Source organism: Amycolatopsis silviterrae, from assembly GCF_042684085.1.
In the GTDB taxonomy this organism is placed as follows: Bacteria; Actinomycetota; Actinomycetes; order Mycobacteriales; family Pseudonocardiaceae; genus Amycolatopsis; species Amycolatopsis silviterrae.
Map to the genome: position 1 here is coordinate 379,503 of NZ_JBHUKS010000033.1, position 21,843 is coordinate 401,345.

Sequence of the window (21,843 nt, forward strand, 5' to 3'; positions counted from 1 at the left end):
CCGGCGCAATCGACAGACTGCGCCAAGGGCGTCCGAACAGTGAACAGTCTGTCTCTGCCCCCGGCCCCCGCCCGGCGCGCAGGATTCCGCAATGGAGCCGACGACACGTGAGCACAGCCGGGTGGACCTCGGCGACGTGCGGGCGCTGCGAGGCAGCCGGTTCTTCAACGACGAACTGGCCCCGGTCCCGGTCGAGAAGCGGACCTGGACGACCTACAACTATTTCGCGCTGTGGATGGGCATGGCGCACAACATCCCGTCCTACGCACTCGCCGCGTCGCTCATCGCGCTCGGCATGAACTGGCTGCAGGCGCTGATCACCATCACGATCGGCAACCTGGTCGTGCTCGCACCGATGCTGCTCAACAGCCACGCGGGCACGAAATACGGCATCCCGTTCCCGGTGTTCGCCCGCGCGTTCTACGGCCTGCGCGGCGCGAACCTGGCCGCGCTGCTGCGCGCGTTCATCGCGTGCGGCTGGTTCGGCATCCAGACCTGGGTGGGCGGCGAGGCGATCTACGTGATCGTCGGGCGCCTCGCCGGATCCGGCTGGCGCGATTCGGCGGTGATCGCCGGGCAGCACTGGACGCTGTGGCTGTCGTTCGCGGTGTTCTGGCTCGTGCAGATGCTGATCATCTGGCGCGGCATGGAGGCGGTCCGCAAGTTCGAGAACTGGACCGCGCCGCTGGTGTCGGTCGGGTTCCTGATCCTGCTCGGCTACGTGCTGGTGAAGGCGGGCGGGCTCGGCCCGATCCTGCACGACAACGGAAAACTGGGCTGGGGGCCGGAGTTCTGGAAGGTGTTCGCGCCGTCGCTGATGGCGATGATCGCGTTCTGGTCGACGCTTTCGCTGAACATGCCGGACTTCACCCGCTTCGGCGGCAGCCAGCGCAAGCAGATGCGCGGGCAGATCTTCGGGCTGCCGACGACGATGACGTTCATCGCGATCGTCGCGATCCTCACCACGTCCGGCGGGCACGTGCTCTACGGGCAGGACATCTGGGACCCGGCGCAGCTGGCGGACAAGTTCTCCAGCCCGGTCGTGGTGGTCGTCGCGCTGATCGCGCTGGTGCTGGCGACGATCTCGGCCAACCTGGCGGCGAACGTCGTCAGCCCGTCCTACGATTTCTCCAACGCCTTCCCCAAGCGGATCACCTTCGCGCTCGGCGGGCTGATCACCGGCGTGATCGGCATCCTGATCCAGCCGTGGCGGCTGTACTCCGACCCGGACATCTACATTTTCGCCTGGCTCGGCTTCTACGGCGGGCTGCTCGGCTCGGTCGCAGGCGTGCTCGTCGCCGGGTACTGGGTGGTGAAGCGGACCCGGCTGAAGCTGGCCGACCTGTACCTGCCCAGCGGGCAGTACTGGTTCACCGCGGGCTGGCACTGGCGCGCGCTCGTCGCGACCTTGCTCGGCGCGGTGCTCGCGGTCGGCGGCGCCTACGGCGGGCCGTTCCCGGCGGACGGATTGATCCCTTTCCTGAAACCTCTGTACGACTATAACTGGGCAATGGGCTTCGTCGGCGCTTTCGTCGCGTACGTCCTGCTCAGCCTTCCTTTGAACGCGCACCGGAACGAGGAGGAAACCAGTGTCTGACACGGTCCGAGCCGGCTTGATCCAGCAGCGGTGGACGGGTGACAAGGAGTCGATGATCGCGAACGCGGTCGACGCCATCGGCAAGGCGGCTTCGCAAGGCGCGCAAGTGGTGTGCCTGCAGGAACTGTTCTACGGCCCGTATTTTTGCCAGGTGCAGGACGCGGATTTCTACTCCTACACCGAGGCGATCCCGGACGGCCCCACCACGAAGCTGATGCAGGAGGTCGCCGAACGGCACGGCGTCGTGCTCGTGGTGCCGATGTACGAACAGGAACAGCCGGGTGTTTACTACAACACCGCGGCGGTGATCGACGCCGACGGGAAATACCTCGGAATGCACCGCAAGAACCACATTCCGCAGGTGAAGGGATTCTGGGAGAAGTTCTACTTCAAGCCCGGCAACCTCGGCTACCCGGTATTCGACACCGCCGTCGGCCGGATCGGCGTGTACATCTGCTACGAACGGCACTTCCCCGAAGGCTGGCGCGCGCTCGGGCTCGCCGGGGCACAAATCGTGTTCAACCCGTCGGCGACGAGTCGCGGGCTGTCGGAGTACCTGTGGCGGCTGGAGCAGCCCGCCGCCGCCGTAGCGAACGAGTACTACGTGGGCACGATCAACCGGGTAGGCGTGGAACCGCTGGGCGACAACGACTTCTACGGCCAATCGTACTTTGCGGACCCGCGCGGCCAGCTCGTCGGCGAGGCCGCGTCGGACACCGAGGAAGAGATCGTGGTCCGCGATCTCGACATGGGCAGGCTCGCCGAGGTCCGCGATCTGTGGCAGTTCTACCGCGACCGCCGCCCGGACAGCTACGGCCCGCTCGCGGAGGCCTGATGACTACCCTTATCCAAGGCGGGCAAGTAGTTTCGCCGTCCGGCGCGATCACCGCCGACGTGCTGGTGGACGGCGAAACCATCGCGGCGGTAGGCACACCCGGCACGCTGACCGGCGACGAAACTCTTGATGCGACCGGAAAGTACGTGCTGCCGGGCGGAATCGACGCGCACACGCACATGGAGATGCCCTTCGGCGGCACGCATTCGGTCGATTCCTTCGAGACCGGCACCATCGCCGCCGCCTGGGGCGGAACGACGACGATCATCGACTTCGCCGTGCAGGCCAAGGGAACCTCCCTGCTGTCCACACTGGACAAGTGGCATGCCAAAGCGGACGGCAACTGCGCGATCGACTACGGGTTCCACATGATCGTGTCGGACGTCAACGACTCCACGCTGAAGGAAATGCGGGCGTGCGTCGACGGCGGCGTCGGCAGTTTCAAGATGTTCATGGCCTACCCCGGCGTTTTCTATTCGACGGACGGGGAGATCCTGCGCGCCATGCAGCAGGCGCGCGAGATCGGCGCGACGATCATGATGCATGCGGAAAACGGCATCGCGATCGACGAACTCGCCGCGCAAGCGGTCGCCGCCGGGAACACCGACCCAGTGCAGCACGGCCTGACCCGCCCGCCCGAACTCGAAGGCGAGGCGACCTCACGAGCGATCCGGCTCGCCCAGGTGACCGGATCCCCGCTGTACATCGTGCATCTGTCAGCTTCACAGGCGCTCGCCGCGGTCGCGGAAGCACGGGACAACGGGCAGAACGTCTTCGCCGAAACCTGTCCGCAGTACCTCTATCTGTCCATTGAGGACCTGGCCAAGCCCGACTTCGAGGGTGCCAAGTTCGTCGCCTCCCCGCCGCTGCGGGAGAAAAAGCACCAGGCGGATCTGTGGCGCGGGCTGCGCACCAACGACCTGTCCGTGGTGTCGACCGACCATTGCCCGTTCTGTTTCAAGGACCAGAAGGAGCTGGGACGCGGCGACTTCCGGGCGATCCCGAACGGGATGCCAGGCGTCGAGCACCGGATGGACCTGCTGCACCAGGGAGTAGTCGCGGGCGAGATCTCGCTGGGCCGCTGGGTCGAGACGTGCTCGGCGACCCCCGCGCGGATGTTCGGCCTGTACCCGCGCAAGGGCGTAATCGCGGCGGGCTCGGACGCGGACATCGTGGTGTACGACCCGTCAGCGCAGCAGACCCTTTCCGCGGAAACGCACCACATGAACGTGGACTACTCGGCGTACGAAGGGTTTTCGCTCTCCGGGAAGGTCCACACTGTACTGTCGCGCGGTCGGGTCGTGGTCTCGCCGGACGGGTTCCACGGCAGCCCTGGACACGGCAAATTCCTTTCCCGCGAACTCAATCAATACTTGAATTGAGGGCCGCCTGATGGATTTCGGGATCGTGCTGCAGACCGACCCGCCCGCGGCGGAGGTCGTGCGGATGATGCAGGCCGCCGAGGACGCCGGGTTCCGGTACGGCTGGACGTTCGACTCGTGCGTGCTGTGGCAGGAACCGTTCGTGATCTACTCGCGGATCCTCGCGGCGACGTCGTCGCTGGTGGTGGGGCCGATGGTGACCAGCCCCGGCACCAGGGACTGGTCGGTGATGGCGTCGACCTTCGCCACGCTCAACGACATGTACGGCAACCGCACCGTGTGCGGCATCGGCCGCGGCGACTCCGCGCACCGGGTCGTCGGCCGTCCACCGTCCACTTTGGCCACGGTGCGGGAATGCATGCGGATGGTGAAAGACCTCGCCGAGGGCCGCGAGGTCACGATGAACGACACCGCCGTCCGCATCCCGTGGATCCGCGGCGGGCGGCTGGAAATGTGGATGGCCGGGTACGGGCCGAAGGCGCTGCAAACGGTCGGCGAACACGCGGACGGCTTCATCCTGCAATGCGCCGACCCGGCGATCGCCCGCTGGACCATCGGCGCGGTCCGGGACGCCGCACGAGCCGCCGGCCGCGATCCAGGCGGGATCACAATCTGCGTCGCGGCCCCGGCGTACGTCGGCGAAGACCTGGCGCACCAACGGGAACAGCTGCGCTGGTTCGGCGGAATGGTGGGCAATCACGTCGCGGATCTAGTCGCGCGATACGGCTCGTCGGGCACCGTGCCGCGCGAGCTGACGGACTACATCCGCGAGCGCGAAGGCTACGACTACTCCCACCACGGCCGCGCCGGCAACCCGTCGACCGCGTTCGTCCCGGACGAGATCGTCGACCGGTTCTGCCTGCTCGGTCCGGCGTCGGCGCACGTCGCGCGGCTGGAGGAACTGGCGGAGCTGGGGGTGGACCAGTTCGCGCTGTACCTGATGCACGACGAGCGGGAGAAGACGATGGCCGAGTACGGGGCGCAGGTGATTCCGAAGCTGACCGCGTGAAGTCCGTGAGGGGAACCCTGAGGGAATCTGATTCCCTCAGGGTTCCCCTCACGGACGCCCGCAGCGAGTGCCGTAAAGCTCAGTCCAGCATCGCCTGGTAAACCAGCTGCCGCAGCTGCTGCCGGATCGGGTGGGTCGACGACGGCAGCAGCTGCGTGTAGAACGCCACCGTCAGATCCTCGTCCGGATCCACCCAGAACGCCGTCGAAGCCGCCCCGCCCCACGCGTACTCCCCCGGTGTGGCAAGGGTTTTCGCCTTCACCGAGTCGATCAGGACCGAGAACCCCAGCCCGAATCCGTACCCGTCGAAAGGCATCTCCGCGAACAGCGGACGGCCGTACGCCTCCAGGTCCACGTGCCCCGGCAGGTGGTTCGCCGTCATCAGGTCCACCGTCCGCGGGCTCAGCACCCGCACGCCGTCGAGTTCGCCGCGGCGCAACAGCATCTGGGTGAACCGGTGGTAGTCCGCAGCCGTCGACACCAGGCCGCCGCCGCCCGAAAGGCAAGCCGGGCGCGACGTGCCCACTGCCCCGAAGGCGTCGTTGCGCACCAGCTGTTTCGTCTTAGGCGCGGGCAGGTACAGGGCCGCGAGACGGTCGGTGTCGGAGGTCCAGAACCCGGTGTCCGTCATGCCCAGCGGCCCGAAGATCCGCTCGGCGAACACTTCGTCGAGCGGCTTCCCCGCCAGCACCTCGATCAGCCTGCCGAGGACGTCGGTGGCCACCGAGTAGTTCCATTCCGCACCCGGCTGGAACACGAGCGGGAACTGCGCCCACGCCTTGGTGCACGCCGCCAGGTCCAGCCCCGGCGGCGTCCCCCATTCGTACCCGCCCGCCCGGTAGACCGCGTCGACCGGATGCGTGTGGTGGAAGCCGTAGGTGAGACCCGAGGTGTGCGAAAGCAGGTGCCACAACCGGATCGGCTCGGTCGCCGGTTCGGTGACCGGGGCCAGCGCCGAGCCCTTCGCGTACACCCGCGGCTCGGCGAATTCCGGCAGCCACCGCGAGATCGGGTCGGTGAGGTCGATCAGGCCTTCCTCGACGAACGTCATCGCCGCCACCGAGGTGACCGGCTTCGTCATCGAGAAGATCCGCCAGATCGTGTCGGTCTCGACCGGGGCGCCGGCCTCGACGTCCCGCGCGCCGTGCGACGCCACGTGCACGATCCGGCCGTGCCTGCTCACCACCGCGAGGAATCCCGGCAGCAAACCGTCGTCGACGTACCGGGCGAAACGCCGGTCGATCCGCCGCAGCCGTGCCCCGTCGAAACCCGCGTCGGCCGGATCGGCCTCCACCTTCACCTCGGTCGCCATGCCGGCGACCTTACGCCGAGTCGGCCGCTTTCCGCTCCGCTGCCTTTTCCTCGCGCCAGGCCTCGTCGTTCTTGCCCTCGCGCCAGTATCCGGACAGCGACACGGAATCCCGGTCGACACCGCGCTCGGTGAACAGGTACCGTCGCAGCTCCCGCACGAAGCCGGCCTCGCCGTGGACGAACGCGTGCACGTCCTCGTCCGGCCACGGCAGCGCCTTCACCGCCGCCACCAGATCGTCGGCCGCCGAACGGTGCAGCCACGTGACCTGCGCGTCGGCCTTCGTCGCGAGCGCCTGGTGCTCCGACTGGTCCGACACGAGCAGGAACACGTGCGCCAGCGCCCCAGCCGGCAGCGCTTCCAGCGCAGCGGCGATGGCGGGCAACGCCGATTCGTCGCCGACCAGCAGGTGCCAGCCAGCGTCGGCGCGCGGCGCGTACGCCCCGCCCGGACCGGCCAGCAGCAGCTCGTCACCGGGTTGCGCACCCTGCGCCCACGGACCGGCGAGGCCCTCGTCGCCGTGCACCACGAAGTCGAGCACCAGCTCGCCGGCCGCCTGGTCGTACGAACGGACGGTGTACGTGCGCAGCCGCGGCGCGTGCTCGCGCGGCAGCTCCTCGCGGATCCGGTTCAGGTCGAACGGCTCCGGATACTCCACCCCCGGCACCTTGAAGATCACCTTCACGTACGCGTCGGTGAACTCGTTCGCCCGGAAGTCGCGCAGCCCGTCGCCGCCGGCCACGATCCGGATCATGTGCGGAGTGAGGTGCTCCTTGCGCAGCACCTCCAGCCGCACCGCGGTCCTCCCCTTGCGCGCCGGACCTTCGGCCATCGAACACCCCTGTTTCAGTAAGGTTTACCTAAGTCGCGTCATCCACGGTACGCGCCTTCCCCCGCTCCGCCCAGCGCCGGTTGCCCCGAGTTCGGCCAGCGTTGCCTGAAAGCCCTCCCGGACCCGGTCCCGGAACCGTCCTCATGCTTCCCACGGCTTCGAAACCCGGGTGTTCTGGAACGCGGTGATCCGCCAGCCCTCGTCGCCCCGCACCAGCACGTAGGTCAACGTGCTCTCGCGGCCTTCCGCCGCCGGGTCGTCGCCGCCGGTCAGCGACGAGCCGCCGCCGGTCACGATGACCGCGACGTCGTCCCGCAGGAACCGCACCCGCGGGTCGCCGAAGCCGGTGAGCTTCGAGCCTTTCAGCGGCCCCTGGAACAGCTCCCGGTGCGAGTCCGCGATCGCCTGGCGGCCGACGGACCGGTACCCGAAAAAGGTGACGTAGTCAGCATCCTCGGTGAACAGAGCGCCGTAAGCGTCAGCGTCGCCGCTGTTCCAGGCATCGGCGAGGCGGGAGAGAACGGACAGGACTTCTTCGTGCTGCGACATGCTGATTCTCCTTAACGAACGTCGTTCGCGTACGAGTCCAGTTGTACTCACGAACACCGTTCGCGTCAAGGGCCGGGTTCGTCTAGGCTTCGGGGATGAACGCACCGCCCCCGCCGTGGCGCCGGACGCCGAGCCCGCGCCGGCGCGCCGCCAAGCAGATGCTGTCGCAGGACCTGATCGTGAAGACCGCGCTCGAAATCCTGGCCGCCGAGGGCATCGACGCCGTTTCGATGCGGCGGGTCGCGCAGCAGCTGGAGACCGGCCCGGCGTCGCTTTACGCGTACGTGGCCAACAAAGAGGAACTGGACGAGCTGATGCTCGACGCGGCGCTCAGCGAGGTGCCGTGCCCGGAACCGGATCCGCGGCGGTGGACCGAACAGGTCAAAGAGCAAGTACGGCACCAGATCCGGGCGATGATGGCGTATCCGGGCATCGCGAAAGTCGCGTGGCAGACCCCGATTCCGGTTACGCCGAACTCACTGCGGCAGGGCGAAGTAATGCTTCAGCTGCTGCGCGCGGGCGGCCTGGATCTGCAGCAGGCAGTGTTCGCCGGAGACGCGTTGAGCACGTACACCAAGGCCTTCGCGTACGAGGCCAGCGGCTGGACGTTCGGCGATTACGACCCGGCGGAGATGAGCGAGCGCGAGCGGCAGATGGCCGACTACATGCAGTCGCTGCCCGCGAGCGCGTTCCCGAACCTGTTGCAGGCCGGGGAGTTCTTCAACGCGGACACCAGCCAGGCCCGGCTCGAATTCGCCTTGGAGGCGTTCGTGGCCGGGCTGGCGGCGATGGTCAGAAAGTAAGCACGATCTTGCCGCGCGTGTGACCCTGTTCCAGCTCGCGGTAGGCGGCCTGCACCTCGGCCAGCGGATACGTCGCGGCGATCGGGACGTCGAGCAATCCCTTGTCCGCCAAGGCAACCAGGTCGCGCATGACCTCGGCGGTCGCTCCGGCCAGGTTGCCCTCGGTCTTCACGCGGTACGTCTCGGCGGCGGCGAAATCGACCACCGTGTCGATCCGGCCCGGGTAGACGCCGAGCCGCAAACCGAGCTCGACGTAGCCCTCGCCGTAGGTGTCGATGAACGCGTGCACCTGGTCGCCGGTCAGCTCCCGGAGCCGCTCTTCGAGCCCTTCGCCGTACGCGATCGGCACGATGTCGTGCTCGCGCAACCACTCGTGGTTGGCTTCGCCGGCAATGCCGATCACGGTCGCGCCGGTCAGCTTCGCCAGCTGCACGGCCAGCGAACCGACCCCGCCGGCCGCCCCGGACACGACGATCGTCTCGCCCTCGCGCGGGCACACCGCCCGGACCGCGGCGTACGCGGTCGTTCCGGCGACGAACAAGCCGCCCGCGACCTCCCACGACAGCCCGTCCGGCTTCGGGACGAGATGCTCCGCCGGGACGAGCACGTACTCGGCGTGGCTGGAACGGGTGTGCACGAAGCCGACGACCTCGTCCCCCGCCTGGATTTCTTCGACGTCCGCACCCAGCTCGACCACCACGCCGGCCAGGTCGCTGCCCTGCCCGGACGGGAAGGTGGACGGCCAGCGGTCCGCGAGCGCGCCCACCCGGATCTTCGCTTCCCCCGGATTGATGCCCGCGGCCCGGACCCGTACGAGCACCTGCCCGGATTCCGGTGCCGGCCGGGGCACTTCGGCCAGCTCCAGCACTTCGACCCCGCCGTGTTCGCCGTATCTGACCGCTTGCGGCATACGCGTCTCCCTCGCTCGTATGCTTAGCCCAACAAACGATCGAACGGATTTATGCCCGGCGGGCGAAAATTCAGCCGGCCAGCCGCCGGACCACGGCATCCGCGAGCAACCGGCCGCGATCGGTGAGCACCGCGCGGCCTCGACTGTCCAAATCGGACACTTCGAGCAACCCCTCCGCGGCCGCCGCCCGCGCTTCCTTCACTCCGGCGTCGTCGAGCGCGGACAACGCCAGCCCGTCGGAGATCCGCAGCTCCAGCATGATCCGCTCCAGGTGCCGGTCTTCCTCGGCGAGCACCTCGCGGTCGGCCTCCGGGCTCTGCCCTTCCGCGAGCAGGCTGGAGTACTTGGCCGGATGCTTGACGTTCCACCACCGCACGCCGCCGACGTGGCTGTGCGCGCCCGGACCGGCGCCCCACCAGTCGCCGCCCTGCCAGTAGCCGAGGTTGTGCCGGCACCGCGCGGCCTCGTCGGTCGCCCAGTTCGACACCTCGTACCAGGTCAGGCCCGCACCGGCGAGGACAGAGTCGATCAACTCGTAGTAGCTGGCGAGCGTGTCGTCATCGGGAGCGGGCAGCTCGCCGCGCCGGACGCGACGGGCCAGCGCGGTGCCGTCCTCCACGATCAGCGCGTACGCCGACACGTGATCGACGCCCGCGGAAAGAACCGCGTCGAGCGACGCGCGCAGATCTTCGACCCGCTCCCCCGGCGTGCCGTAAATAAGGTCGAGGTTGACGTGCTCGAACCCAGCGGCACGGGCTTCGCGCGCGGCGTCGACCGGACGGCCGGGGGTGTGCACGCGGTCGAGCACCTTCAGCACGTGCCGGGCCGCGGACTGCATGCCCAGCGACACCCGGGTGTAACCCGCGTCACGGATGCCCGCGAAGAACTCGGGCGAGGTGGACTCCGGGTTCGATTCGGTCGTCACCTCGGCGCCCGGCGCAAGCCCGAACACCGACCGGACGCCGTCGAGCACCTCGGCCAGCCCGTCCGCGCCGAGCATGGACGGCGTCCCGCCGCCGACGAACACCGTCTCCGCCGGGGGCGCGCCGCCGAGGATTTCCGCGCCCAGCTCCAGCTCCCGGCGCAACGCGTCCAGCCACGACCGCGGCGAGGCGGCGGAGCCGAGTTCGCCCGCGGTGTAGGTGTTGAAGTCGCAGTAGCCGCAGCGGGTCGCGCAAAACGGCACGTGGACGTACACGCCGAACGGGCGGGTGCCGAGGCCCGCGAGCGCGGTCTCGGGAAGTCCGGCGGGCGGACGGGCAGTGTCGGGAACAGGCACGACACCCATTCTCCCCTGCCGCACCGACGGCAGTAACTTAGGCTGCGCGGCAGGCGCGGCGCCCAGTCCACGGACCCGGAATGGGCGGCGGGGAGCGAGGTCCTGAAGTCCGTGAAGGGAACCCTGAGGGAATCAGAGTCCGTGAAGGTTCCCCTCACGGACCATCAAAAAGTCCTGACATCGGAATCAGGTTCCCTCAAGGTGCCCCGCACGGACGCGAAGGTCCTTGCCCCGCCGCGCCGGAACCCCCTGCGCCATCCGGCGGAAAGTTCGGCCGCCGAACGATGCGGCACCCGTCGAGCACCGGGCTGCCCAGCAGCCACAGCTGTCCCACGAAGCGTCCGAAAGCCGGGAAAGACCTGGCAGATCGCCCGGCCAATGCACATCCGCGGCGGTTTCGCACCGCCGGAGTGAGCCTTCTCCCACGATCCGGACGCCCTTGGACGACGTTCGGCCCTCGTGGCAATCTGAGCCGGTGAGTCCTGCCGGTGTCCTTCTCGTGGCGCGCCGCCACGTCGACCTTCTCCGGGTCGCGAGCGCGCTCTGCCGGCCTGTTCGCTGACTCCCGCGCAAAGCCTGCCCAGCCCACCACCTGGACCGTCCGGCCCCGCTCCCGCCCCGCATCGACGCCGCGGCGGGCCGCCGGAGCCGCCTCGACAACCCCGCCCGGAGGATCTCCATGTCCGCACCCACGCGTGAAACGCCCGCGAAGGGCCGCGCGGCCCGGCCGCGCCAGAAGCGCGGCGAGGGTCAGTGGGCGCTCGGTTACCGGGAGCCGCTGAACCCGAACGAGCGCTCGAAGAAGGACGACAGCCCGCTCAACGTCCGGGCCCGGATCGAGAACATCTACGCGCACCGGGGTTTCGACTCGATCGACCCGGGCGACCTGCGCGGCCGGTTCCGCTGGTTCGGCCTCTACACCCAGCGCAAGCCGGGCATCGACGGCGGCCGCACCGCGCTGCTGGAGCCCGAAGAGCTGGACGACCGCTACTTCATGATGCGCGTCCGCATCGACGGCGGCGCGCTCACCACCGAGCAGCTGCGGGTGATCGGCGAGATCTCGAAGGAGCACGCGCGCGACACCGCCGACATCAGCGACCGGCAGAACGTCCAGTACCACTGGATCCAGATCGAGGACGTGCCCTCGATCTGGTCCCGGCTCGAGGCCGTCGGCCTGAGCACCACCGAGGCGTGCGGCGACTGCCCGCGCGTCGTGCTCGGCTCCCCGGTCGCCGGCATCGCCGAGAACGAGGTGCTCGACGCCACCCCCGCGATCGACGAGATCCTCGAGCGCTACATCGGCGACCCGCGCTTCGCCAACCTGCCGCGCAAGTTCAAGACCGCGATCTCCGGGCTGCCGGACATCGTGCACGAGATCAACGACATCGCCTTCGTCGGCGTCAACCACCCCGAGCACGGCCCCGGCCTCGACCTGTGGGTCGGCGGCGGGCTGTCCACGAACCCGATGCTCGCGCAGCGGGTCGGCGCGTGGATCCCGCTGGACGAGGTGCCCCAGGTGTGGGAAGGCGTCGTCTCGATCTTCCGCGACTACGGCTACCGGCGGCTCCGTTCGCGGGCGCGGCTGAAGTTCCTGGTCAAGGACTGGGGCATCGAAAAGTTCCGCGAAGTCCTCGAAACCCAGTACCTCAAGCGGAAGCTGATCGACGGCCCGCCGCCGGAGAACCCCGCGACGCCGGTCGACCACGTCGGCGTGCACCGGCAGAAGGACGGCAACTACTACGTCGGGGCCGCGCCGATCGCCGGACGGGTGTCGGGCAGCACGCTGGTCGCGGTCGCCGGGGCGGCCGAGCGGGCCGGATCGCAGCGGGTCCGGCTGACCCCGCACCAGAAGCTGGTCGTGCTCGACGTGCCCGAGGACAAGGTCCCCGCGCTGCAGACGGAACTGGCCGAACTGGGCCTGCAGACCAAGCCGTCGCCGTGGCGGCGCAGCGTGATGGCGTGCACCGGGCTGGAGTTCTGCAAGCTCGCGATCGTCGAGACGAAGGTGCGCGCGCAGCAGCTGGTCGCGGACCTGGAGAAGTCGCTCGCCGACATCAACGCCCAGCTGGAAACGCCGGTCTCGGTGCACCTCAACGGCTGCCCCAACTCCTGCGCCCGCGTGCAGACCGCGGACATCGGGCTCAAGGGCCAGATCGTCACCGACGCCGACGGCAACCAGGTCGAGGGCTTCCAGGTGCACCTCGGCGGCGGTCTCGGCCTCGACGCCGGATTCGGCCGCAAGCTGCGCGGCCACAAGGTCACCGCCGGCGAACTGGTCGAGTACGTGGAACGCGTGGTGCGCGCGTACGTCGCGGGCCGCGAGCCGGGCGAACGGTTCCCGCAGTGGGCGCTGCGGGCGGACGAAGGGGTGCTGCAGTGACCTCGGTGACGGACTACCGGGCGCTGGCCGAACGCGCCGAGAAGGAACTGGCCGAGGCGACCGCCGAGGAGGCGCTGCGCTGGACGGCCGAGACCTTCGGCGACGACTTCATCGTGGCGTCGAACATGCAGGACGCCGTGCTGATCGACCTCGCCACGAAGGTCAAGCCCGCGGTGGACGTGCTGTTCCTGGAAACCGGCTACCACTTCGCCGAAACCCTCGGGGTGCGCGACGCGGTGCAGACGGTGTACCCGGAGGTGCGGATCGTCAACGCGCAGGCCGAGCAGAGCGTCGCCGAGCAGGACGCGGAGTACGGGCCGAAGCTGCACGAACGCGACCCCGGCCAGTGCTGCTTCCTGCGCAAGGTGGTGCCGCTGCGGCAGACGCTCGGCAAGTACTCGGCGTGGGTCACCGGCGTGCGCCGGGTGGACGCGCCGACCCGCGCGAACACGCCGATCGTCACCTGGGACGACCGCAACGGCCTGGTGAAGATCAACCCGATCGCGGCGTGGACCGACGAAGAGTTCAACGGCTATCTGCATACGAACGGGATTCTGGAGAACCCGCTGGTGTCGATCGGGTACCTCTCGATCGGCTGCGCGCCCTGCACCGCGAAGGTCGAGGCGGGCCAAGATCCGCGCAGCGGCCGGTGGGCCGGGCAGTCCAAAACCGAGTGCGGACTGCATGGCTGAGGAAGGAAGCATGACGACTTTGGAACCGGCGGCCGACGCGGCTGTCGACAACCTCGCCGCTCTTGAGTCCGAGGCCATCCACATCTTCCGCGAGGTCGCGGGCGAGTTCGACCGGCCGGTGATCCTGTTCTCCGGCGGCAAGGACTCGACGCTGATGCTGCACCTGGCGATCAAGGCGTTCTGGCCAGCGCCGGTGCCGTTCCCGCTGCTGCACGTGGACACCGGGCACAACTTCGACGAGGTCCTCGAGTTCCGCGACCAGGTCGTCGAAAAGCACGGCCTGCGCCTGGTCGTCGCGAAGGTGCAGGACTGGATCGACGACGGCAGGCTCGAAGAGCGCGCCGACGGCCTGCGCAACCCGCTGCAGACCACCCCGCTGCTGGAGACGATCGCCGAGAACAAGTTCGACGCGGTCTTCGGCGGCGGTCGCCGCGATGAGGAACGAGCGCGGGCGAAGGAGCGGATCTTCAGCCTGCGCAACGCTTTCGGCCAGTGGGAGCCGCGGCGGCAGCGCCCGGAGCTGTGGAATCTGTACAACGGACGGCACCGTCCGGGCGAGCAGGTCCGCGTGTTCCCGCTGTCCAACTGGACCGAAGCGGACGTGTGGAACTACATCGCCCGCGAGAAGGTCGAACTGCCTTCCATCTACTACGCCCACCAGCGCGCGGTTTACCAGCGCGACGGCATGTGGCTCAGCGAGGGACCGTGGGGCGGTCCGCGTCCCGGCGAGGACGTCCGCGAGCTGAGCGTGCGCTACCGGACCGTCGGCGACGGTTCGTGCACCGGCGCGATCGAGTCCACGGCGTCCACTGTGGACGAAGTGATCGCCGAGGTCCAGGCTTCGCGGCTCACCGAACGCGGGGCCACCCGCGCCGACGACCGGATGTCCGAGGCGGCCATGGAAGACCGCAAACGGGAGGGCTACTTCTGATGTCGAGCCTGCTGAGGCTGGCCACCGCGGGCAGCGTGGACGACGGGAAGTCCACGCTGGTCGGGCGGCTGCTGTACGACACCAAGTCCGTCCTCGCCGACCAGCTCGACGCGGTCACCCGCGCGTCTGTCGACAAAGGACTGTCCACTCCGGACCTTTCGCTGCTCGTCGACGGCCTGCGCTCGGAGCGCGAGCAGGGCATCACGATCGACGTCGCGTACCGGTATTTCGCGACGCCGAAGAGGTCGTTCGTGCTCGCCGACACGCCCGGGCACGTGCAGTACACCCGTAACACGGTCACCGGCGCGTCCACCGCGCAGCTCGGGGTGCTGCTGGTCGACGCGCGCAACGGCGTGGTCGAGCAGACCCGGCGGCACGCGGCCGTGCTCGCGCTGCTCGGCGTGCCGCAGCTGGTGCTGGCGGTGAACAAGATCGACCTCGTCGACTACGACGAGAACACCTTCGGCGTCATCGCCAAGGAGTTCACCGCGCACGCGGAATCGCTCGGCTACGACCCGGCGTCCGTCGTCACCATCCCGGTTTCCGCGCTGGTCGGCGACAACGTCGCCACCCGGTCGGAGAAAACCCCGTGGTACGACGGCCCGTCGCTGCTGGAGCACCTCGAAAACGTGCCGGTGGCCCCGGATCCGCACGATTCCGCGCTGCGCTTCCCGGTGCAGTACGTGATCCGCCCGCGCACGCCGGAGTACCCGGACTACCGCGGCTACGCCGGCCAGATCGCGGCCGGCACGGTGCGTCCCGGCGACGAGATCGTCGTGCAGCCGCAGGGCATCCGCAGCCGGGTCGAGCGGATCGACACCGCCGACGGACCGCTCGACGAAGCCGGTGCCGGAACGTCGGTGACGCTGCTGCTCGCCGACGACATCGACATCAGCCGCGGCGACCTGATCGCGGCCGCCGACGCGCCGCCGCAGGTCACCGACGAGATCACCGGCACGCTGTGCTGGCTGTCCTCGAAGCCGCTCAAGGCAGGCGCGCGCGTGCTGATCAAGCACGGCGCCCGGACCGTGCAGGGCCTGACCAGCGAGTTGCACGCCCGGTTCGACGAGCAGACACTGTCCAGTGTGGACTCCCCGGAAAGCCTGGAGCTGAACGACATCGGCAGCGTCACCTTGCAGCTGGCCGAGCCGCTGCCGGTGGACGACTACGGCGTCAGCCCGCGCACCGGCGCGTTCCTGGTGATCGACCCGAAGGACGGCGACACCCTCGCCGCCGGTCTCGTCGGAGAGCGGTTCTCGTGACGCCTCCCCTGGTCGCCGTGGCGCACGGCAGTCGTGATCCCCGCTCCGCCGCGACGGTGCGGGCGCTGGTCGACGTCGTCCGTGCGCAGGCACCGGGGCTGGAGGTCCACGAGTCGTTCCTCGACCTGTCGGAGCCGCGCGTCACCGACGTGCTCCGCGGTCTTTACGCGCAGGGGCACCGCTCCGCGGTCGTCGTGCCGTTGCTGCTGGGCAGCGCTTTTCACGCCCGGGTCGACCTGCCCGCGCTGGTCGGCGAGGTGGCCGCGGAGTGCCCCGGCTTCCGGATCCAGGTGTCGGACGTCCTCGGCGCCGACCCGGCGCTCCAAGCCGTCGCCCTCGACCGGATCGCCGGAGCGCGCCGCCGCAACGGGACCGGGGTGCTGCTGAGCGCGGTCGGCTCGTCCAATCCCGAGGCCAACGCGGTCGTCGCCGGTTTGGCCGCACGCTGGGAAAAGCAGCTCGGGCTTCCGGTGAGCGAGGCGTTCGCCAGCGCCACCCAGCCGGACATCCCGGCCGCGGCCGCCCGGCTGCGCGCCCGCGGCGTCCGGCGTCTCGTGGTCGCGTCGTGGTTTCTGGCCCCCGGCCTGCTGCCGGACCGGATCGCGGCGCTGGCCCGCGACGCCGACCCGAACGCCTTCATCGCCGAGCCGCTCGCGGACGACCCGCGCGTCGCGGACGTCGTGATCGGCCGGTACGCCGCCGCGATCTCCGGGCTGCTGCGGACCGCCGCCTGACCGTCACACCGGACAGCCCACCCCGGTCGCCTCCAGCGATGCCTCCCACAACTGCTTTTGCAGGCTCTCGTCGTGTGAGCGCGCACTGGACTTGACCAGCTCCGGATAGCCGCCGATCTCGAAAAGCCCGCCGGGACCGTAGTACTCGCCGTTGCTCGCACTGGGATCCGTCGCCGCTCTCAGCGTCGGCAGCGCGCCCATCTCAGGCGTGCGCCCGAACAGCCGGGCCACCGCCAGGTTCACGCCCCGGAACACCGGCGACGAGTACCGGAAGATGTCGGTGGTCGCGCCGCCGGGATGGGCGGCGAGCGAGACGGTTTCCTTGCCCCGCAAGCGTTTCGCCAGTTCGTAGGCGAACAGCAGGTTGGCCAGTTTCGACGCCGGGTACCCGCTGGCCGCCCGCAGGTCCGCCGGGTCGATCCGGCCGAACCGGTGCCCGATGCTGCTGACCGTCACCACCCGGGAGCCCGGCACGTCCAGCAGCCGGTCGAGCAGCAGCGCCGTCCACGCGAAGTGGCCGAGGTGGTTCACCCCGAACTGCATCTCGAACCCGTCCTCGGTCCGGCCGGACACGCCGGTCACCCCAGCGTTGTTGATCAGGAGGTCGATCCGGTCGTGCCGGGCGCGCAGCTCGCCCGCCGCCTCCCGCACGGAATCCAGCGACGCCAAATCCACCCGGATCACCTCCGTGCCGGGACCGATCCGGCGAGCCGCGTCCTGCGCTTTCTTCGGATCCCGACAAGCCAGCACGACGTGCGCGCCGCGGTCGGCCAGCGCACGGGCGGTCTCGAAGCCGATGCCGGTGTTCGCTCCGGTGACCACCGCGACGCAGCCCCTTTCTAACCTGAACCACTCGTTCATGTTTTATAGTGAACCATCAGTTCACCTTCAACGGCAAGGAGCGAGCAGTGCGAGCGGACGCGGCACGAAACCGGACGGCGATCCTCACCTCCGCGCGAACCCTGCTGATCGCGCGCGGACCCGAGGCCGGGATGGACGAGATCGCCGCCGAAGCCGGGGTCGCCGTCGGCACCCTCTACCGGCATTTCCCGACCAAACAGGACCTCGTGCGCGAGATCGCGGAAGACCTCGGCGCCGCGATCGCCGAGGTCCTCGACAGCGCCGCCGCCCGCGTCGCCGCCGGTCAGACGACTGCGGCCGACGAGCTCCTCAGCCTGATCCGCCGGGTCGTCGTCGACCTCGGCGAGGAACGCCTGCTCCGCGCCGCGCTCTCGAACCTCTCGCCCGAGCCGCTCCACGCCATGCGCGCGCACGCCGTCGAGGCCATCGAATCCCTGATCGCCACCGCACACCGGGACCGCGCCCTGCGTCCGGGAATCTCCGCCGAGGACGTCGGACTGCTGCTGGCCGCCTCGCCCGGCCCGGACGTTCCCGAGCCCGCCCGGAGCCGCTGGACCGAACTGGCCTGGCTCGCCCTGTCGGACCACTGTCGGTAGGCCCGAACGGCCGATCAGACCACCCCTACCGCCACGAGGTGAGCACTATTCACATTTTTCGTCACCGTGCGCGCCTGTGAACGGTCAATCCTTGACGCGCTACTTAACTTGCCGGTAACTCTCTAAACGCTGCGCAGCTTTCTCTCTCCCCCCGTGAAACCCGCAGGTAGGAGCACACAGATGAAAGCACCTCACTTTTTCCGGCTGGCTGCCTTCACCGCGGTCGCGGCCCTCCCGATCGCGCTCGCGGCCCCGGCGTCCGCCGCGACCGCGATCAACTTCGACTGTCAGGCCGACGCACCAGTAGTCGGTCCCCAGCAGGTGTCGCTGACCCAGAACGCCGATGTCACCGCGCCCGCGACGGTCGCGCCCGGCGGAGCGTTCGACGTCGTCATCGACCCGGCGCCCAACACCGTCCCGAGCGACGTGGGCGGCAACAAGGTCAAGAACATCAACACCTTCGCGCTGAAGTTCCCGATCCCGGCGAACTCGACCTACGTCAGCGCGGACCTCGCCGGCGGCTCCGGCCTCGGCGACACCCCGCCGACGGTCAACGTCGCCGACGGCGTCGCGACGCTCAGCTTCCCCGGCCCGATCGCCGGCGGTTCGACCTTCGAACTGCCGACCATCACCGCCCACCTCAAGGCAGGCGATTCCGGCAAGATCGAGACCAAACTGTCCGGCACCAGCTACAGCGACCCCGGCCTGACCTTCAAGGCCGTGGCGAGCAGCATCATCGGCGACGTGACCGCGCCGACGGCGTGCTTCCCCAACCCAAGCCCGGTTTTCACCACCACGACGATCGGCTGACCCGGACCGCGGCCACCCGCTGCGCCCGGGTGGCCGCGCCCGGTTCACGGCACGAGCAGTCCCCAGTAGACCGCCCACGGCACGAACACCAGCCCGGCGACGAGCGGCGCGATCGTCCCGCGCTGACGGTCCGGTTTCCGCAGCCCTACCACGGTGACCGCCAGCGCCACCACTGTCGCGACGGCCAGCGCTTGCACCGCCAGCCACGGCAACGGCCGGCCAGCGATGACCGGTCCAAGGTCCTTCATCCCGGACACCTGTGCCCAGCCCAGCAACGCGACGAACCCGGCGACCGTCGCCGTTCCCAGCCCGGCCAGCCACCGCGCCGACCTCGTCCCTCGGCGGCGCACCAGCGAAACCACCCCGCCGACCACGAACCCGCCGAGGAGCAGCACGAGCGCGATCCCTTGCGCCCACACCGATTCCCACCACGCCAACGGCCGGAGCGCTTCCGTCGGACGCTGCGTGAACGCCGCAGTCTCCACGTGCACACCGCGGCGATCTGCCAGCCACTGCTCGACCGCCGCCGAATAGCCGGGCACGACCCGGGGCAGCCGGTCGAACCCGGCGTCGCTGGTCGCGTACAGGTCAGGCCCGCCGCCCGCGACGAACCGAATCGTGTGGTCCGGATGGCTCGTGAGCGCTTCCGCGAAAATCCGGGAACTATCGACCGGCGCATGATTGATGTCGAGGTCGCCCCACAACGCCAGCAACGGCTGTTTCAGCCGCCTCAGCACCGGCACCGGGTCGTAGTCCGCCTCGGGAAACAGCCCCGCCCCGATCGCGAACCGCGTGCCTTCCACCGGCAGCGTCGTCAGCAGCGAGCCGGAAATCCCTTGGTGGCGAAGGACATTCCCCCAATACCACGAGGTCTGCCGAGCCCCGCCCAACCCGGAGCCGCCGACCGTGATCACATACGAGATGTCCGCCGCCCGCGTCGCCGCGAGCGGCGCGACCCACGCGCCCTCGCTGACTCCCCAGACGCCGACTTCCTTGGTCCCCGACTGAGCCCGCAACGCGCGCACTGCCGAGACCAGATCGTCCGCCAGCACGCCGTAATCGCGCTGGGTCTTGGAATAACCGCTGGTACGGCGGTCGTACACGAGCGTCGTGACGCCAAGCCGCGTGAACATCTCGGCCTGCACCCGCAGGTTGTCCCGGGTCCGCCAGTCCGACCCGCCTTGCAGGACGATCGCGGACCTCGCCGGTCCGTCCGGCCGGAATACCGTGCCGTGCAACGTAATTCCGCCAGCGCCAGTGAACGTGACGTTCGCGGACGGTGATGCTTGTGCCGGCTGGGCGGTCGGCAAGACCGAGCCCAGCACGAGAATCGCGGCCGCGAGCCGCGATTTGCCCCAGGGCAGCATGAAGTGTTCTCCTTGCTTCGGGAGATCGTGCGCGTTTTCCCTTTTCCTGGGTGCCGAGTGGCCGCTCGGCACCCAGGGCCTTCCTTCAGTTCAGTCCTGAACCGCCTCCTCCCCGCCCGGTGCCGGGAACGCGAGCATCCGCGTCTCGACCCGGCGCGCCCCCTCCGGTGTCTCGTCGGCCGGCCGCTGATACCGGCGCAGCAACGCGAGATACGCCTCGAAGAAATCGCCGAGTTCGTCCAGCGTCACGGTGATCGCACCGCGCGAGTACGGGATCGCGTCCGCCCATTCCCCCAACTGCGGCCGCTCGCGCTCGAACCGCTCGTACAGGTCGGTGTCGCCCGCGAGCCACAGCCGATGCAGCTCGCCGATCGCCGCCTTGGCCGGATCGTCGCGCTCGTCGGCGGGCGGCAACCGCAGGTCGTGCGGCACCGCGCGCCACCAGCGTTCCCGCCCGCGCGCGCGTTCGGGAAGCTCCTCGACAAACCCGTTCTCCGCCAGGACCCGCAGGTTGTAGCTGGTCCCGCCGCTGGTCACGCCCAGCCGCTCGGCGAGCGTCGTCGACGTCGCCGGCCCGGACGCGGTGAGCAGCTCAAGAATCCGCTGCCGCAAGGGGTTCGCGAGCGCCTTGAGGGCCTTCAGATCGGCGGTGCGCGGTTCTGCCATAGCCCCACGGTAGCGATGCACGAGTTTTCGTGCACGGGTTTTCGTGCACGAACTTCACACCCGCTGCCCCGCGGGCGGTGTGCGAAAGTGTCAGGCATGGCTGACGAACTGGTGCACTACGAGGTGGCGGCCGGCATCGCCACGATCACCCTGGACTCCCCGCACAACCGCAACGCGCTGTCGGCGCAGCTGCGGCGGGAACTGAGCGAGTCGCTCGACAAGGCCCGCGAGGACGACGCGGTGCGCGTGGTGCAGCTGACCCACACCGGCCCGGTCTTCTGCGCCGGGATGGACCTGAAGGAGGCCCGCGGCGCCGGTTCGTCCGACCAGGGCGTGAACGAGTTCCCGAAGATCCTGGACCAGCTGTGGACGAGCCCGAAACCGGTGGTCGCCCGGCTGGCCGGCCCCGCTCGCGCGGGCGGCATCGGCATGGTCGCGGCCTGCGACATCGCGGTCGCGGTCCCGGAGGCGACCTTCGCCTTCTCGGAGGTCCGCATCGGCGTCATCCCGGCGGTCATCAGCCTGACGGTGCTCCCGCGGCTGAACGCCCGTGCCGCCCACGAGCTGTTCCTGACCGGCGATGTCTTCGACGCGAAACGCGCGGTGGAGATCGGCCTGCTGAACGCGTGCGTGCCGTCCGAGGACCTGGACAAGACCGTCGAGGGCTATCTCAAGTCGCTGACGCTGGGCGGCCCGAAGGCGCTGGCCGCCACCAAGGAACTGCTGGCCCGCCCGCGCCCGGCCACGCCGTCGGAAGGCTTCGCCGACATGAACGCGCTGTCCGCGGGTTTCTTCGCCAGCGAGGAAGGCCAGGAAGGAATTCTGGCCTTCGCGCAGAAGCGCAAGCCGAACTGGGTCCCGCAGGACTGACGCCTGCTGACCGTCCATAAAGGACGCCCGCGTCAGCGAAATACCCGACTAACGCCGCTATGCCCGTTTCTTAAGGTCTGTGAGGGGACCCCTGAGGGAATCTGATAGGGCTTTGTCAGGGAGTGGTGGGTGGTGTGATGTGATCTTGTGTTGTGGATCTTGGTCGGGT

The 21,843-nt window shown here is 69.2% G+C and carries 22 protein-coding genes; 14 read left to right on the forward strand and 8 right to left on the reverse strand.

Annotation, left to right across the window (positions count from 1 at the left end; translation table 11 throughout):
- Nucleotides 1-91: 91 nt before the first annotated feature.
- Genes ACFSVL_RS40400 through ACFSVL_RS40415 form a run of 4 tightly spaced genes read left to right on the forward strand, consistent with a single transcriptional unit; the run spans nucleotide 92 to nucleotide 4,823 of the window.
- Nucleotides 92-1,597 carry an NCS1 family nucleobase:cation symporter-1 gene (locus ACFSVL_RS40400; RefSeq protein WP_378312409.1) on the forward strand — a complete coding sequence of 502 codons (1,506 nt, stop codon included), beginning with the start codon at nucleotides 92-94 and terminating at the stop codon, nucleotides 1,595-1,597.
- Complete coding sequence (locus tag ACFSVL_RS40405; RefSeq protein WP_354736858.1) at nucleotides 1,590-2,432, forward strand: nitrilase-related carbon-nitrogen hydrolase; 843 nt, start codon at nucleotides 1,590-1,592, stop codon at nucleotides 2,430-2,432. Before ACFSVL_RS40400 ends, ACFSVL_RS40405 begins: the two co-directional genes overlap by 8 nt.
- Complete coding sequence (hydA, locus tag ACFSVL_RS40410) at nucleotides 2,432-3,814, forward strand: dihydropyrimidinase (RefSeq protein WP_378312411.1); 1,383 nt, start codon at nucleotides 2,432-2,434, stop codon at nucleotides 3,812-3,814. Before ACFSVL_RS40405 ends, hydA begins: the two co-directional genes overlap by 1 nt.
- 10 nt (nucleotides 3,815-3,824) lie before the next feature.
- Complete coding sequence (locus ACFSVL_RS40415) at nucleotides 3,825-4,823, forward strand: TIGR03842 family LLM class F420-dependent oxidoreductase (RefSeq protein ID WP_378312413.1); 999 nt, start codon at nucleotides 3,825-3,827, stop codon at nucleotides 4,821-4,823.
- A gap of 79 nt (nucleotides 4,824-4,902) precedes the next feature.
- Here ACFSVL_RS40415 and ACFSVL_RS40420 read toward each other — a convergent pair whose 3' ends face one another.
- The 3 genes from ACFSVL_RS40420 to ACFSVL_RS40430 form a co-directional block, all read right to left on the reverse strand.
- Nucleotides 4,903-6,135, reverse strand: a complete 1,233-nt coding sequence (locus ACFSVL_RS40420) for a serine hydrolase domain-containing protein (RefSeq protein ID WP_378312414.1) — start codon at nucleotides 6,133-6,135, stop codon at nucleotides 4,903-4,905.
- A 10-nt stretch (nucleotides 6,136-6,145) separates the two neighbouring features.
- Nucleotides 6,146-6,964, reverse strand: coding sequence for a siderophore-interacting protein (locus tag ACFSVL_RS40425; protein WP_378312416.1), 819 nt, complete (start codon nucleotides 6,962-6,964; stop codon nucleotides 6,146-6,148).
- 141 nt (nucleotides 6,965-7,105) lie between these two features.
- A complete protein-coding gene (locus ACFSVL_RS40430) occupies nucleotides 7,106-7,513 on the reverse strand; it encodes an SgcJ/EcaC family oxidoreductase (RefSeq protein WP_378312418.1) in 408 nt (135 codons plus the stop codon).
- Nucleotides 7,514-7,608: 95 nt separating this feature from the next.
- Between ACFSVL_RS40430 and ACFSVL_RS40435 the strand changes: the two genes are divergently transcribed.
- Entirely contained in the window at nucleotides 7,609-8,316 is a 708-nt protein-coding gene (locus ACFSVL_RS40435) for a TetR/AcrR family transcriptional regulator (RefSeq protein ID WP_378312419.1), read from the forward strand.
- Here ACFSVL_RS40435 and ACFSVL_RS40440 read toward each other — a convergent pair.
- Both ACFSVL_RS40440 and hemW read right to left on the reverse strand, forming a co-directional pair.
- Nucleotides 8,306-9,226, reverse strand: coding sequence for an NADP-dependent oxidoreductase (locus ACFSVL_RS40440; protein ID WP_378312420.1), 921 nt, complete (start codon nucleotides 9,224-9,226; stop codon nucleotides 8,306-8,308). The two genes, ACFSVL_RS40435 and ACFSVL_RS40440, sit on opposite strands and share 11 nt — an antisense overlap.
- 70 nt (nucleotides 9,227-9,296) lie before the next feature.
- Nucleotides 9,297-10,505: a radical SAM family heme chaperone HemW gene (gene hemW, locus ACFSVL_RS40445; protein WP_378312422.1), complete on the reverse strand. Its 1,209-nt coding sequence runs from the start codon at nucleotides 10,503-10,505 to the stop codon at nucleotides 9,297-9,299.
- A gap of 475 nt (nucleotides 10,506-10,980) precedes the next feature.
- Here hemW and ACFSVL_RS40450 point away from each other — a divergent pair, with 475 nt between their 5' ends.
- The 6 genes from ACFSVL_RS40450 to ACFSVL_RS40475 all read left to right on the forward strand — a co-directional run bounded on the left by ACFSVL_RS40450 (nucleotide 10,981) and on the right by ACFSVL_RS40475 (nucleotide 16,504).
- Nucleotides 10,981-11,067, forward strand: a complete 87-nt coding sequence (locus ACFSVL_RS40450) for a putative leader peptide (RefSeq protein WP_350540000.1) — start codon at nucleotides 10,981-10,983, stop codon at nucleotides 11,065-11,067.
- A gap of 117 nt (nucleotides 11,068-11,184) precedes the next feature.
- Nucleotides 11,185-12,885, forward strand: coding sequence for a nitrite/sulfite reductase (locus ACFSVL_RS40455; protein WP_378312424.1), 1,701 nt, complete (start codon nucleotides 11,185-11,187; stop codon nucleotides 12,883-12,885).
- Nucleotides 12,882-13,577, forward strand: coding sequence for a phosphoadenylyl-sulfate reductase (locus ACFSVL_RS40460; RefSeq protein ID WP_378312426.1), 696 nt, complete (start codon nucleotides 12,882-12,884; stop codon nucleotides 13,575-13,577). The genes ACFSVL_RS40455 and ACFSVL_RS40460 overlap by 4 nt, the downstream gene beginning before the upstream one ends.
- A 10-nt stretch (nucleotides 13,578-13,587) precedes the next feature.
- A complete protein-coding gene (gene cysD / locus ACFSVL_RS40465) occupies nucleotides 13,588-14,508 on the forward strand; it encodes a sulfate adenylyltransferase subunit CysD (protein ID WP_378312428.1) in 921 nt (306 codons plus the stop codon).
- The gene (locus ACFSVL_RS40470; RefSeq protein ID WP_378312430.1) at nucleotides 14,508-15,770 is read left to right on the forward strand and encodes a sulfate adenylyltransferase subunit 1; all 1,263 of its coding nucleotides are present in this window, start codon (nucleotides 14,508-14,510) and stop codon (nucleotides 15,768-15,770) included. The genes cysD and ACFSVL_RS40470 overlap by 1 nt, the downstream gene beginning before the upstream one ends.
- A complete protein-coding gene (locus tag ACFSVL_RS40475) occupies nucleotides 15,767-16,504 on the forward strand; it encodes a sirohydrochlorin chelatase (protein ID WP_378312432.1) in 738 nt (245 codons plus the stop codon). The genes ACFSVL_RS40470 and ACFSVL_RS40475 overlap by 4 nt, the downstream gene beginning before the upstream one ends.
- A 3-nt stretch (nucleotides 16,505-16,507) precedes the next feature.
- Here ACFSVL_RS40475 and ACFSVL_RS40480 read toward each other — a convergent pair whose 3' ends face one another.
- Nucleotides 16,508-17,365 (reverse strand): oxidoreductase, encoded by an 858-nt coding sequence (locus ACFSVL_RS40480; protein ID WP_378312433.1) that lies wholly within the window; start codon nucleotides 17,363-17,365, stop codon nucleotides 16,508-16,510.
- Nucleotides 17,366-17,412: 47 nt separating this feature from the next.
- Here ACFSVL_RS40480 and ACFSVL_RS40485 point away from each other — a divergent pair, with 47 nt between their 5' ends.
- The gene (locus ACFSVL_RS40485; protein WP_378312435.1) at nucleotides 17,413-17,961 is read left to right on the forward strand and encodes a TetR/AcrR family transcriptional regulator; all 549 of its coding nucleotides are present in this window, start codon (nucleotides 17,413-17,415) and stop codon (nucleotides 17,959-17,961) included.
- Between the two features lie 180 nt (nucleotides 17,962-18,141).
- Nucleotides 18,142-18,771: a cyclase gene (locus tag ACFSVL_RS40490; protein ID WP_378312437.1), complete on the forward strand. Its 630-nt coding sequence runs from the start codon at nucleotides 18,142-18,144 to the stop codon at nucleotides 18,769-18,771.
- 44 nt (nucleotides 18,772-18,815) lie between these two features.
- Here ACFSVL_RS40490 and ACFSVL_RS40495 read toward each other — a convergent pair whose 3' ends face one another.
- Both ACFSVL_RS40495 and ACFSVL_RS40500 read right to left on the reverse strand, forming a co-directional pair.
- Complete coding sequence (locus tag ACFSVL_RS40495) at nucleotides 18,816-20,138, reverse strand: alpha/beta hydrolase family protein (protein WP_378312439.1); 1,323 nt, start codon at nucleotides 20,136-20,138, stop codon at nucleotides 18,816-18,818.
- 90 nt (nucleotides 20,139-20,228) lie between these two features.
- On the reverse strand, nucleotides 20,229-20,804 hold the full coding sequence (locus ACFSVL_RS40500; protein WP_378312440.1) for an ArsR/SmtB family transcription factor: 576 nt from the start codon (nucleotides 20,802-20,804) through the stop codon (nucleotides 20,229-20,231).
- Between the two features lie 96 nt (nucleotides 20,805-20,900).
- Between ACFSVL_RS40500 and ACFSVL_RS40505 the strand changes: the two genes are divergently transcribed.
- Nucleotides 20,901-21,674: an enoyl-CoA hydratase family protein gene (locus tag ACFSVL_RS40505; RefSeq protein WP_378312442.1), complete on the forward strand. Its 774-nt coding sequence runs from the start codon at nucleotides 20,901-20,903 to the stop codon at nucleotides 21,672-21,674.
- Nucleotides 21,675-21,843: the final 169 nt, after the last annotated feature.